Source organism: Alteromonas sp. DYW1 (genome assembly GCF_059752595.1).
On record NZ_CM186038.1, the window covers coordinates 1,498,965 to 1,511,910 of the forward strand.

12 protein-coding genes and 1 tRNA gene are annotated in these 12,946 nt (G+C 44.4%); 11 read left to right on the forward strand and 2 right to left on the reverse strand.

The annotated features are described in order from the left end of the window. Positions 1-4 precede the first annotated feature (4 nt). Positions 5-949, forward strand: a complete 945-nt coding sequence (locus tag AC121Z_RS06660; RefSeq protein WP_498127582.1) for an alpha/beta fold hydrolase — start codon at positions 5-7, stop codon at positions 947-949. Between the two features lie 107 nt (positions 950-1,056). On the opposite strand, the gene AC121Z_RS06665 is transcribed toward AC121Z_RS06660, so the two are convergent. Then, a complete protein-coding gene (locus AC121Z_RS06665) occupies positions 1,057-1,452 on the reverse strand; it encodes a DUF3718 domain-containing protein (RefSeq protein ID WP_498127584.1) in 396 nt (131 codons plus the stop codon). Between the two features lie 135 nt (positions 1,453-1,587). Between AC121Z_RS06665 and AC121Z_RS06670 the strand changes: the two genes are divergently transcribed. Together AC121Z_RS06670 and AC121Z_RS06675 are read left to right on the forward strand one after the other, a co-directional pair. Further along, the gene (locus AC121Z_RS06670; RefSeq protein ID WP_498127586.1) at positions 1,588-2,025 is read left to right on the forward strand and encodes an SRPBCC family protein; all 438 of its coding nucleotides are present in this window, start codon (positions 1,588-1,590) and stop codon (positions 2,023-2,025) included. 45 nt (positions 2,026-2,070) lie between these two features. Further along, positions 2,071-2,250, forward strand: coding sequence for a DUF3012 domain-containing protein (locus tag AC121Z_RS06675; RefSeq protein ID WP_498127588.1), 180 nt, complete (start codon positions 2,071-2,073; stop codon positions 2,248-2,250). Positions 2,251-2,373: 123 nt separating this feature from the next. Here the strand turns inward: AC121Z_RS06675 and AC121Z_RS06680 are convergent, their stop codons facing one another. Then, positions 2,374-3,276: a LysR family transcriptional regulator gene (locus tag AC121Z_RS06680; RefSeq protein ID WP_498127589.1), complete on the reverse strand. Its 903-nt coding sequence runs from the start codon at positions 3,274-3,276 to the stop codon at positions 2,374-2,376. A 138-nt stretch (positions 3,277-3,414) separates the two neighbouring features. Here AC121Z_RS06680 and AC121Z_RS06685 point away from each other — a divergent pair, with 138 nt between their 5' ends. The 8 genes from AC121Z_RS06685 (at position 3,415) to AC121Z_RS06720 (ending at position 12,892) form a co-directional block, all read left to right on the forward strand. Continuing rightward, positions 3,415-3,873, forward strand: coding sequence for a MaoC family dehydratase (locus tag AC121Z_RS06685; protein WP_498127590.1), 459 nt, complete (start codon positions 3,415-3,417; stop codon positions 3,871-3,873). A 203-nt stretch (positions 3,874-4,076) separates the two neighbouring features. Next, positions 4,077-6,764: a TonB-dependent receptor domain-containing protein gene (locus AC121Z_RS06690; RefSeq protein WP_498127591.1), complete on the forward strand. Its 2,688-nt coding sequence runs from the start codon at positions 4,077-4,079 to the stop codon at positions 6,762-6,764. 124 nt (positions 6,765-6,888) lie between these two features. Beyond that, positions 6,889-7,191 carry a 4a-hydroxytetrahydrobiopterin dehydratase gene (locus AC121Z_RS06695; protein WP_498127593.1) on the forward strand — a complete coding sequence of 101 codons (303 nt, stop codon included), beginning with the start codon at positions 6,889-6,891 and terminating at the stop codon, positions 7,189-7,191. A 147-nt stretch (positions 7,192-7,338) separates the two neighbouring features. Further along, positions 7,339-7,415: transfer RNA gene (locus AC121Z_RS06700), tRNA-Met, on the forward strand. A 207-nt stretch (positions 7,416-7,622) separates the two neighbouring features. Then, positions 7,623-8,480, forward strand: a complete 858-nt coding sequence (locus AC121Z_RS06705) for an SAM-dependent methyltransferase (RefSeq protein ID WP_498127595.1) — start codon at positions 7,623-7,625, stop codon at positions 8,478-8,480. Then, a complete protein-coding gene (locus AC121Z_RS06710) occupies positions 8,477-8,689 on the forward strand; it encodes a hypothetical protein (RefSeq protein WP_498127597.1) in 213 nt (70 codons plus the stop codon). The genes AC121Z_RS06705 and AC121Z_RS06710 overlap by 4 nt, the downstream gene beginning before the upstream one ends. A 7-nt stretch (positions 8,690-8,696) precedes the next feature. Next, positions 8,697-11,486 (forward strand): hybrid sensor histidine kinase/response regulator, encoded by a 2,790-nt coding sequence (locus AC121Z_RS06715; protein ID WP_498127598.1) that lies wholly within the window; start codon positions 8,697-8,699, stop codon positions 11,484-11,486. A gap of 320 nt (positions 11,487-11,806) precedes the next feature. After that, entirely contained in the window at positions 11,807-12,892 is a 1,086-nt protein-coding gene (locus AC121Z_RS06720; RefSeq protein WP_498127600.1) for a methyl-accepting chemotaxis protein, read from the forward strand. Positions 12,893-12,946: the final 54 nt, after the last annotated feature.

Sequence of the window (12,946 nt, forward strand, 5' to 3'; positions counted from 1 at the left end):
AACGATGACTGGGAGCGTTGAAGCTGAGTCGCGGTATATTGATGTGTTAGGGTTGCGCCTGCATTTTTTGCAGCAGGCGCCGACACAGCGATTAGATGAAGCCAATGCTCAGACCATTGTTTTTTTGCACGGTTTCCCTGAACACAGTGGGGTTTGGCGACGCCAATTAGCGTTTTTTGGTCAATCTTTTAATGCAGTTGCGCTTGATTTACCGGGGTATAACCTCAGTGAGGGACCAACTAACGCAGAAGACTATAATGTGCCTAATTTGGTCAAATTGGTCGCCGAGTTTATACGTAGGGTGAGCGGTGCTCATCCTGTATATCTGGTTGCGCATGATTGGGGCGGGGCAATAGCATGGCCCTTGACCGCGCGATTCCCTGAGCTCATTAAACGTTTAGTTATTATCAATGCGGCGCATCCCAGCACCTTTACGCGTGAAATGATCCATAATCGTCAGCAACGTTTGATGAGCGACTATATTCATACGTTTCTCGAACCAGACGCCGACCTAAGTCTTTCCCGAGATGGCTTTAAACAATTATTGCAACACAGTATCGATCAAATTCAGTGTCCACTTGATGAAAAAGAACGTGCTGCATATATCACAGCTTGGCAGCGACCTGGAGCTGTGACTCGTATGCTCAATTATTATCGGGCCATGCCACAACTGTTTCCCCGTGAGGGAGAGTCTGGTGACCCAGTGCGCAAACATCAGACGGTGCGTTCACTTGTTGAGATACGTATCCCTGATATACAGATAAGGGTACCAACATTGGTATTATGGGGCGAAAAGGACGCTGCGTTTGATATAGGTGTACTGTCTGGATTAAGGGATTACATTGAAGATTATGCGGAAATACGTTTTCCGAATGCGAGCCACTGGATACACCATGAAGAGCCTGACGCAATTCAATGCGCGATACATGCATTTATTTCAGCTCTGTGACCAGAATAAAGAAAGGCTCCCGAGGGAGCCTTCCGAGGAAGCAGATTGCTCTGCCGACCATGTTGAAACATGGGGGTGACCGTAGTCACCGAATCTGTGGTTTGCGCTTAGATACGCTCAGCCAATATGGCCGCGACTGGATTGTCTGCAAGACCTTGTTCAGTGATCCAAGCAGATAATGTTTTTCCGTCTTGCTCAGGCTCGCTTAGCGCGCTCTTAGGCATTTTCTTAACTAACAACTCGCCAGCTTCAACCGCATTGTTTAGGATTGCTAAGCGGATTAGGCTGTTACCGCCACACGAGATACCTGAGTAGTAGTCAGACAAACGTAAGTTGTAGTCAGACTGAACCGCTTTCATTTTTTTGCGCAGTTGACCTTTGTCATCGGCTTGTACGATGTTACAAATATTAGCTAGGGCTTCGTTAACGTCTGCTTGAGCAGTACCAGTGAACATAAGTGATGCAGCAGCGATAGCGATAGAAGTTTTAACTACTTTCAACATGGTTAATTCCTCGATTTAAATTAAAGTAAATGTTTTCAACGAGAGTAATTAAAGCCCATGCAGGCCGATTAAAAAACAGTCAATGTGATACATGGGTATTTTTTTTAATAACTTTTAAATAGGAGATACAGCGCAGTGTTTGATATCAAAGTGACTCGAGTGGTTAAGAAACCAATCGAAGCCGTGTTTGCGATTTTAGCTGATCATGCGAATTACGCACAGTTCAAACCTGTCAATGAGTCAGTGCTAGTTGAGCATGGTCAGGCTGAGAAAAACGGCGTCGGTGCATTGCGTAAAGTCAAGTTAGGTGGCATGACCCTGCATGAACGAATAGTGTTATTTGAACCGCCGCATCGATTAGGGTATCAGATAGAACGCTCGTCTCCATTACGTTTTGAACACATTAAAGGCGAGATTAGTCTCACTGAACATGTCGATGGTACTGAAGTTACTTGGGTATCGCAGGGCTATATTCGATTTCCACTGTTAGGTCCACTTTGGTTTGATCGCATGGCGCAAACTCAGGGAACCAGCGGATTTGCAAGTATTTTAAAAAGCATTGAACAAATGTAATTAGCACTATAAAGTTGTGATCATTAAGACTAAAGGAGCAGGACTATGTGGAAAAGATTCTTAATTACCCTCAGCGCGCTGGTATTTGTGGCTGGGTGTGCGCCAGAAGTAGGTAGCAAACAATGGTGCGAAGACTTAGCTGAAAAACCCAAAGGTGATTGGACTGCGAATGAAGCTAAAGATTACGCATCACACTGTATTTTCAGAGACGATGACGAAGAGTAAAATTGATTCTTCCGTCAACGCTACAGACTATTAATACCAGAGAGTCATCTCTGGAACTCGTGGTAGTTATCACTGAACAGGCCTAAATTTGTGTTGTCACAGATCTAGGCCTTTTCGTTTTCCCTAATGCGGCTCGTATGCCTTCGCAACCTCGGCAATTTGTTCTCGCATCCACATATGTGCATGATCATGGTCAGCACTCACATGCCAGTATAAGAAATATTCTACTGGAGGCACGTTTAACGGCAATTCATAGATGGCAAGATCATAGTGCTTAGCCAAATGGTAAGGCAAGCAAGCAATTAGATCCGTTTTTACAATTGCACTTGGCACTGTGAGAAAGTGTTGGCCACGCATAATCACTTTGCGCTTTTTACCAATCTTATCAAGTTCGATATCAATTGGCCCAGCACCGCTTTTACGATGAGACACATTGATATGCCCTAAACGCAGAAAGGTTTCTAAATCGAGCCCATTTTTAAGGGCTGGATGATTTTTGCGGGCAATAGCAACAAAGCGGTCAGAGGCGATACGTTGCTTACATAGGTGCGGATCGGTAAAGGTGGAAGCATCAGCAAAAAAATCCAAACTGCCATTAGCCATTGATGAAACAACTTGACTACGCGCAATCTCATAGTTAGTCAAGGTAACGTTAGGCGCTACATTTTGCAGCCTAACCATCAGTCTTGGCATGATACTTACTTCTAATAAGTCTCGGCTGGCAAAGTTAAATGCTTTTTCTGAAACCGCAGGATCAAAGGTGTGACTCTGTTGCACGCTTTTACGCAGTAAACCGAGGGCCTGACGTGCGGGAACAATAATGTTTTGCGCTACCGGAGTTGGCGTCATGCTATGACCAGTGCGCACAAAAAGAGGGTCATTTAGCATTTCACGCAGGCGGGCCAAAGAATTACTCACTGCCGGCTGTGTTATACAAAGAACATCTGCAGCTTTGGTTAGGCTCCCTGCCGTGTATATCGCATCAAATACAGCAAATAAATTGAGGTCGATTCGATTTAAGTTCATAAAGTACGATGTATCCGGTTATCTTTAATCAGAATTTAACATGTTTAATCATCAATAAACATTATAGAATCTGATTTGAAATATTCAGGCAGTTAATAGTATAAAAATAGCCAATCATCGCAATTACATGGGATCACTATGCGTAAAACTTTGTTAGATTTAAGTGTTGAAGATGCGTTACCGGCAACCAATTGGATGTTGATAACGCAACAAATGATTAATACCTTTGCTGATGCAACCGGCGACCATCAATGGATCCACATTGATGAAGAACGTTGCGCAAGCCAGAGCCCTTTTAAAACACCGATAGCACATGGATTCTTATCTGCGTCATTGATGCCTAGGGCATTTGATGAGGCTGTTGACGCTCACCCCGAAATTGCTTCTGTATTGAATTACGGCATAAATAGCCTGCGATTTTTAGAACCAGTGAGGGTTAATGACAAAGTCCGCTATGGGTTTAAGGTCGCTGCTATCGAGCAAAAACCGACGGGGCGTTTATTCACATTTGATTGTGTGGTTGAAATTGAAGGGCGAGAAAAGCCTGCGCTAATTGGTCAATTCCTGATGCTGGCGGTCATCCGCTCTGTTGTTTAATGTTGATGCAGATGGTGAATCTGGTCAGACCATCTGCGTTACGAATGTTAACATATAAACAACATATAATTTACATTGTGCTGGGTTACGCCTACTATTTTGGTTGTGTACCAAAATTAGGTACGCAATAACAATAACCTAGAGACCACTACTTTAAGGTCAATGCAACTCAATTCGGTGGCATTGATAATAGGGGACACACAATGAAGTTATCCACTCGCAAAACGGCCTTGGCCGCCTGCGTTGCCGCACAATTTGCGCTTGCACCGGGACTCGCCGTTGCCCAAGAAGAAGACGCACAACAAGCAGAGCAACGTGACTTTGAATTAATTATGGTAACTGGTAGTTTCGTTCGACGCAGCGAGAACTTCGAGTCACCGTCGCCTCTCGCGGTTGTCGATAGCGTATCGATTGACTCGATTGGAGCAAAAAATATTGCCGACATCACGCAAACCCTAACAATTAATACGGGCGCGCAAAATAACCCAGATGCCTTTACCCAAAATGCAACTGCGGGTACCTCTAATATTAACCTACGTGGTTTGGGAGTTGCTTCCACCCTAGTGTTATTGAATAACAAACGCCAAGTAGTCAATGCCCAGCCAACTAATGATGGTCTTAACTTCGTGGATACCAGTTCATTGGTTCCAATGATTGCGATCAACCGCATGGAAGTGATAAAGGACGGAGCTTCAGCATTATACGGCTCTGATGCGGTTGCTGGGGTTGTTAACTTTATCACCAAAAAGAATTATGAAGGGGCAAAGGTTACCTTTGATTACCAAGATGGCGCTCACGGCGATAATAAAGAATATATCTTGCAGGGTTTGTGGGGTACATCGGGTGACGATGGCAACATAATGGCTGCGATTAGCTATACCAACCGTTCACCGCTGTTTATCTCAGACCGTCGTTTATCACGTCCGCAAGACGATACCAGTGCACTGGGTAACCCTGGTGCATTTTTCTTGGGTGGTTTTCCATTTATCGACCCTACCGGATGTGAGGAAAATGGCGGCTATCCACAGTTGTTGGCGCCCCCAGGCACTGTACCTGGGTTAAATGTAGGTTTCTGTGGCTTCGATTTTGGCCCTTATTATAGCTATGTACCCGATGAGACTCGTGTAACAGCCTATGTGAGCTCGAACTATCAATTGACGGATGATATTAGTTGGTCTAATGAGATTAGTATCGCGCGCAATCGCGCCGAACGTGGTGGCGCACCGAGCTTCCCAATTCTAACCTTACCCGTTGTTCCTGCGACTCATCCAAGTAATCCATTTGGAGCTCCAGTGGCCTTCTTTGGTCGTGCCGAAGGGAATGGTTTTGAGGGTGATCCAGCGAATACCGAGTCAGATACTTTCCGCTTCAATACTACATTAACGGGTGAGTTGGATAATGGTTTCTGGGAATTAAGTTATACCAATGCGACCAACGACTTCTTGTTCCAAGTGGAAGATGTATTAAATACCGAGTTTAATTTAGCGTTGAATGGTCTTGGTGGTGCTGATTGTAACCCATTGACGGGTACACCAGGACAAGGTGCTTGTGAATATTTCAACCCATTTGCGACCTCTTACTCAGTATTACCCAATTCGCAATACGTGATTGACTCCTTTACCGCGAAACAAGTGATCGATTCTAAATCGGACATTCAAGTGATTGAAGGCTTTGCATCATTGGATGCGTTTGATATGGAGGGTGGCACTGCAGGTATCGCATTTGGCCTCCAGTATCGTGAAGAAAAACTCAGTCAGGATTATGACGAATTGTCTAATCAAGACAGCTTTACATTCGTTATTGGTAACCCGGATTTCGAAGGTAAGTTAGATGTTTGGGCAGCATTTGCTGAGATGGCGTTGCCGGTTTCTGAAGATCTCGATATTCAGTTAGCCTTACGCTATGAAGATTACGGCGGCGCGATCGGTGATACGATTGATCCTAAAGTGGCGTTTTCTTGGCGTGCGACAGAGGACTTTTCACTCCGTGGTTCATGGTCAACATCATTCCGAGCACCAACGGTATTCTTGCGCAATGGTGGGGCAACCTCATTACAACAGCTGAACGATCCTCTGTTTGGCGGTGCTGCTGCCTTTGCGGCGGTGCGCACATCGGGTAATGAGAACCTAAAGCCAGAGGAATCTACAGCGTATAACGTTGGATTCTCGTTTGAACCGGTTGATGATCTTTCTATCGAGTTGGATTATTGGAACTTCAGTTTCGAAGATTTGATTATTCAGCAAAATGCGCAAGCCTTGTTGAATGCCGGGCCACAAAACACGGATGTGATTATTCGTGCGGGCGATCCGTTAAACGGTCCATTATTGCAAGTATTGAACACTTATGTGAATGCGAGTTCACAAGATACATCAGGTATTGATATTGTAACCAGCTACAAAATCGAAACTGACATGGGCACATTTACGCCGAGTATTAATGCAACCTACGTACTTGATTATGAGTTGACGGATCCACAAGCGGGCGTGGTTGATGGCGCCGGCCGTCGTAACTTTACCAACATAGGTACTTCGTCGCCGGAGCTAAGAGCGAATCTCGGCTTGAATTGGTCGCATGATATTCACAGTGCTAACCTATTCGTGCGTTATATCAGTTCTTATGATGACGACCAAAACTGTGCCGATGGTTCGCCGAATGGCGGCTCGTGTGCAAGCGGATTCAAAGAGATCGATAGCATGGTTACCGTTGACGCTCAGTACAATGTAAACCTCGGCGAAATTTTTGAAACCGAAACAGACTATTTGCTAACTCTTGGGGGCATCAACTTATTTGATGAAGAACCACCTCAAGTGTTTACGAACAGTGGTTTTGACTCAAAAGTGCATGATCCGCGTGGGCGTCAAATCTATGCGCGCATCGCTATTGAGTTCTAATTTGTTAGCTTAAGTTGACACCCAACGCCCGGTAAATCCGGGCGTTTTTTTATCTCGCGATCTAAATTCTGATTTAATACGAAACAACAATAAGTCCAAAATACAATTGAGCAGGAGAGATGGCATGGCAGAAAGACTTTCGAGCGACCAAATCCAACAAGCACTTAACGAATTAAATGCGGCATTAGATAGTGATGAGCAGTGGACACTTGATGGTGACAAAATCATCAAAACATTTAAATTTAAAAGTTTTATTCGCGCGTTCGGCTGGATGTCACAAATTGCGATATGGGCCGAGAAACTTAAGCATCATCCTGAATGGTTCAATGTTTATAACAAGGTTGACGTTGCACTTACTACGCACGACGTTGACGGGCTTAGTGATCTGGACTTTAAACTCGCAGAGAAAATGGAAGCCTTTAAATAATTGAGTTGACCTTATCCAATGATGAGGGGGGTGGCGAATAATTAAGCGAACGAACGGTTTTTTCAAAACAGCGCTTGCGTGTTATCAAACGCTATGTATAATACGCCCCACTTGAGACGGTAACTCACCGCATCAAACCAGAACAAGCGCGGGATGGAGCAGTCTGGTAGCTCGTCGGGCTCATAACCCGAAGGTCGTAGGTTCAAATCCTGCTCCCGCAACCAAACATGAAGCCCTGATTTATCAGGGCTTTTTTGTGTCTGAAATTTGCCGGATTTTTCACTTTTGGGCACGCGGTGCCCAAAACGCGCGGCCACGATTGTTTTCCTGATTTCACATCACTTTTGTCAAAATAGTGCTAATCAATTAGCTGTCTACGTTTTATCCAAATTAGCGTATACTTTATTGCATTGATAACCGAAGTACGCATTATGGACGTAAAAAAACATGGATCGTTAGTCGTTGTTGGCACCGGGATCAGCGTTTCTGGGCAAATGACAGCAATCACCCAAAATCACATCCGTGCTGCCGATGAAGTTTACGTGGCTATTCCGAATAAACCGGGTATTGACTACGTGCGGCGTTTGAACCCAAATGTTTACTTGCTGACTGATTTTTATGCAGTCGGGAAATCTCGCGTGCAAACCTATCAAGAAATGGCGGATGTATTAGTTTGTGCAGTGAACCATGGGAAGAAGGTGTGCGCTGCATTTTATGGTCATCCAGGCGTTTTTGTTAACCCATCTCATCGTGTGATCCGGTATTTGCGCGAACGAGGATTGGCAGCGCATATGGAACCTGGGATCAGTGCTGAGGACTGTTTGGTTGCTGACTTGGGTATTGATCCTGCTGAGTATGGTTGTCAAAGCTACGAAGCAACGCAGTTTTTATTTCGCCAGTACTCAATTGACCCGCATATGACGCAAATTATTTGGCAGATTTGGGGGGCAGGCGACCATACTTTCACGTCAAGGTTAGCCCAGAAAACCGAAGGCCTTAAGCTCTTGGTCGAGAAATTGAAACGGTTTTATTCCCCTGAGCAGCGCGTCATAATCTATGAAGCGAAGACCTCGCCAATATTTGTTTCGCGCATTGAAGAAATTGCATTGTCAGAATTGCCTCATGCGATACTGTCAGCGGTATCTACATTAGTCATACCGGGTAACTCTCTGCCCGATTTTGACCATGATATATTACACAAGTTAGGCGTTGATGAAGCCAAGATTCGCGCTAATCTTTGTATCTCAGCTAATCCGATTAATAAACCAGAACAAAAGGAAGTAGTATGACTGACCGTTTAGTTGAATTTGTTACTGAACTCGACCAGAACCCAACGTTACAAGCACGTTATAAGGCAGCACCGCGGGAGACTGCTGAATCCTTTGGTGTTGAGGCAAAAGACTTAGACCTGCTTTTTGGCGATGATGAAGCCGCTCTCAAAGAGCGTTTGGATATGGCGGGATTAAAGTCTGTCATTTGGATATCACATTCGAAATAGTATCTTTATGACCCGCCGCGCTCTCGTTCTTACATGCTTTTTGTTACTAACGTTTGTTAGCTCTTTGCTGTATGCGGGAGACGATCTATCTGGACGTGATCTTCTGGTAGAGATTGAGCGCAATATGCTGGTAGACAGGGCGCGAACTAAAGCATTACTCGATACTGCTGCTATTGATGAGGTGATTCAAGCATCGCTTAGCCTACAAAGTTATTATCATAATTTACTGGCTTATAACCAGATCATGAATAACGAGTTGGTTGGGGCACTTGAGAACCTGCAAGAGGCTAAACGATTAGCACAAGTTAGCGACAATCAGGAGCAACTTGGCGAGGCATATAGGCGTGAAGGGACAATTTACGTCCTGTTGGGGCAATACCAAACAGCGCTTGCAGCCTATTTGCGTAGTATTGATATACATACGGCTAATAATAGCCCCAAGATTACTTTAAGTATTGATGGCCCAATCAATATCTATGAAACCCTAGAGCAATTTGATAAGCAAGCAGAGTACAGCTGGATTTTGCTTGAGGAGGCGTTGAAGCACAACAACACACAAGCAGCAGCATCAGCGCACCATAATTTAGGCTTAGTTTTTCTCAGTCGCGGAGATTATGCGCAAGCACGCTATCATTTTGAACAAGAGCTGGAGTCTCACCAGCTATCAGAATCGCCCTTTTTATTGACTAATTATTATGGCTTTGCACGTCTAGCCCTAGCCGAAGGGCAGTTGGTCGAAGCAATGGAGTATATTGATAAAGCCAAAGCTTTCATCGCGGCAATTAACTTTACTTACGCGTTACCAGACATGTTGTTCGTAGAGAGTGACATTCGTTTAGCTGGCGGAGAGCGCGAGCTGGCAACCCAATTGCTGAATCGAGCCGCGTTTGTAGCTGAACAAGTCCAAGCGAAAGATAAGCAGGCCACAGCGCTTGAAAAGCTTGCTAATGTATACGAACAGGATGGTAAGTATCAGCAAAGTTTGGCGACTGTTAGAAAGCAGTTGCAGATTGAAGAAGAGGCGCAATTGTCTATTGAGCGTCAGCTCCTGACGATAAATCAGGCAAAACTCGACCTTGAAACCAAAAATCGTCAGATAGAGCAGTTACAATTTGAACAACAAATTAGCACTCAACAAATGCAGCTGCAGGTATTGTTACTGACATCAGCCTTCGTCACTATGTCTATACTGGTTGTTTTTACGGTTCGTTTGCAACGTCAGAAAAAAGCGCTGCGTAATACATCCGCTGAATTACAAAGGGCTACAGACGCAAAATCCTCCTTTGTTGCACGTATGAGCCACGAGATCCGCACACCGATCAATGCCATTATTGGGTTAACTAAACTTTCCTTACGCAGCAGTGAAGACCAACAACAAGCGACGAATCTGAAACAAATCGAAGATTCTTCACAAACCTTATTAGGACTCGTCAACGACATTCTCGATTTTTCTAAAATTGAGGCCGGCAAAATGACACTGGAGTCCAAGCCATTTAGTTTAGATGATGTCATTGAAAGCTCCTTGCGAATGATTGAGTTAAGGGCGCAAGAAAAGGGCGTAGAATTGTCCCGGTTTATCAGCCCAGACGTACCGGTTCGGATCAGGGGGGATGCGCTTCGACTGCAGCAGGTGCTAAATAACTTGCTGAGTAATGCCATCAAATTCACCGACGAGGGTAGCATTTCAGTAGTGGTCAACCGCCAATTTGATGAAAAAGCACTGGTCTTGCGATTTGAAGTAAAAGATACCGGTACTGGTATGTCTAGCGCACAAAAAGAGAATTTATTCAGTGCGTTCACGCAAGCCGATGAGTCTATTACGCGTCGCTTCGGCGGCACCGGATTAGGCCTGTCAATTTCCAAACAATTGGTCGAGCTGATGGGCGGTCACATTGATGTAGAAAGCGTGCCGAGTCAAGGTTCAATCTTTTACTTCACGATAAAAACTCAAAAGGTTGATGAGCCTAAGCTGCGTAGTCTCAACGCAACTGATGAAAAGCTTCGCGTATTGGTTATCGACAATGATCCAGCCTCCTGTGAATTGTGTGAGCAAACATTTAGGCGAATGGAAGTCACCGTCACTATCGCCAACGATGGGATGGCTGGCATCACCCTGATGCGGATTGCGGCGCAACAAAAACAAGCCTATGACGTTATTTTGTTGAATTGGAAAATGCCGCACGTTGATGGCGTTGAAGTTGCGTCTATTGTGCGTGAAGAGTTTCGAGAGCATTCTCCACACATTATTATGTTGGCAGAGCAAGACTTAACAACCTTGAAGGGATTAGTTAAACAGCTCGGGGTTAATTGTTATTTGCTCAAACCACTCAGTGCTAGCGCAATATTTGATGCGATTATTAACTTGTCGGATAGCGCAGTTATTGCGCCTAAAACTTCACTATCAGAGTCGGAAAACGTCCCCGATTTTAGTGACGTTCATATTCTACTGGCAGAAGACAATGCGTTGAATCGTAAAGTGGCAATCGGTTATTTAAAGGATACCAACGCGCGCATCAGTGTTGCTGAGAATGGTCAGCGGGCTGTAGAAATTGCACAACAAGACAGTTCTATTGATGTTATTTTAATGGACATCCAAATGCCAGTCATGGATGGGCTTAGTGCAACACAAAAAATTCGCCAAGAGCTACAGCTAAATATTCCTGTTATTGCTATGACCGCACACGCTATTGATGAGGACATCACACGCAGCAGACTTGCAGGTATGAACGCTCATATCGTTAAGCCAATCGAACCTAACGCCTTAATTGACGTTATCAAACAGCTTATTCATAAATAAAGTTCGATCCATCAAAATGGATTGCGATGGTTCTGCCGCGTATATATTATTTCGAGTAATCTGTCGTGTTAAAAATCTAATTTAAACAGCAAATGCGCACTAATGATCCAGCTGTAAGCCAAAATTTTTTTAATGCAACGCTGATAACATGTATTTTTGTTTGTAGCCTATCGATCGGTTCAATTACCCGATCAAGTTCGCGACTTAAAAGCCGATAACCTAACACTAGGTTGTCCTTCGAGTGAAAAATAGCTCGCGGACACTTGCTTTGTGGATTAGCCTAGTTACTCTAGTGATAAAATAATAAAACGAGAAAGCCTATGTTTGTAAAAGCCAGTCGCCTTGATGAAGCACAGCAAAAGAATCGGACCTTGCAGCGCGAGTTAGAGCAGTTAACTGCTGAGAGAGCTCAGTTAGAACAAGAAAACCAAGCTTTGCAGACGGAGCTGACAAAATTAACTAGCAGCGATACGGGTTCTTTTGAGAACCAACTGGCGAGAGCCGTGCTCTCATCGCTACAACAAGTAGAGGGTATACGCTCTACTGTGCTTGAATCCTTTCAACGTATTGACCAAGAGACAGGCGCTATTCAAACCGTGAATCAATTGTTTGACACCGCAACGTCTTCCCTGGATGACATTGTCAGTGCGATGAATGCGATGGGCGGAAAAATGGAAGGTATGAACAGCAGTATTACTGGCTTGTCGGAAAAAGCGGATAGTATTAATAAGTTTGTCTCTACGATTACCAGTATTTCCGATCAAACCAATTTACTTGCCCTTAATGCTGCAATTGAGGCAGCCCGAGCAGGGGATGCTGGTCGAGGATTTAGCGTTGTCGCTGATGAAGTACGTACACTGGCAACCGAGACCAACAAATCAGCCAGTGAGGTTTCCGATCTCGTATCTAATATTATTGCATCGACAAAGTCTGCCGTTAGCTCGGTCGATCAAATCCGCGAAAATAACACCGAGTTATCATCAGGGGTATCTACGTTAAACCAACATTACACGCAAATTATCGAATGCTGTGCATCAATGAAAGACACTATCAGTGATTCTTCTCTCAGAACGTTTATACAAACGGTTAAACTGGATCACATCGTATGGAAATCTGATGTGTACGCAGTTCTATATGGGTTAAGTACAAAGTCCCCCGATGATTTTGCTGATCACCTCAGTTGCCGCTTGGGTAAATGGTACAATGGTGCTGGAAAGACCTTATTCGGTAACGAATCAGCCTATAAGCAATTGGAAAAACCACATGCACAAGTACATCAAAATGGGGTTAAGGCTTTGGTATCCTTTAGTAATGGCGATACCGTTCAATGCTTGCAAAATCTAGCTCGTATGGAACAAGCCTCAGACAAGGTTATGGCGGTGTTGGATGCGCTTGCTGAGATCTAAGATCTGACCAGCTAAAACGTTTAAGTTTTTTGTGTTAATTCTCTGTTAATTGCT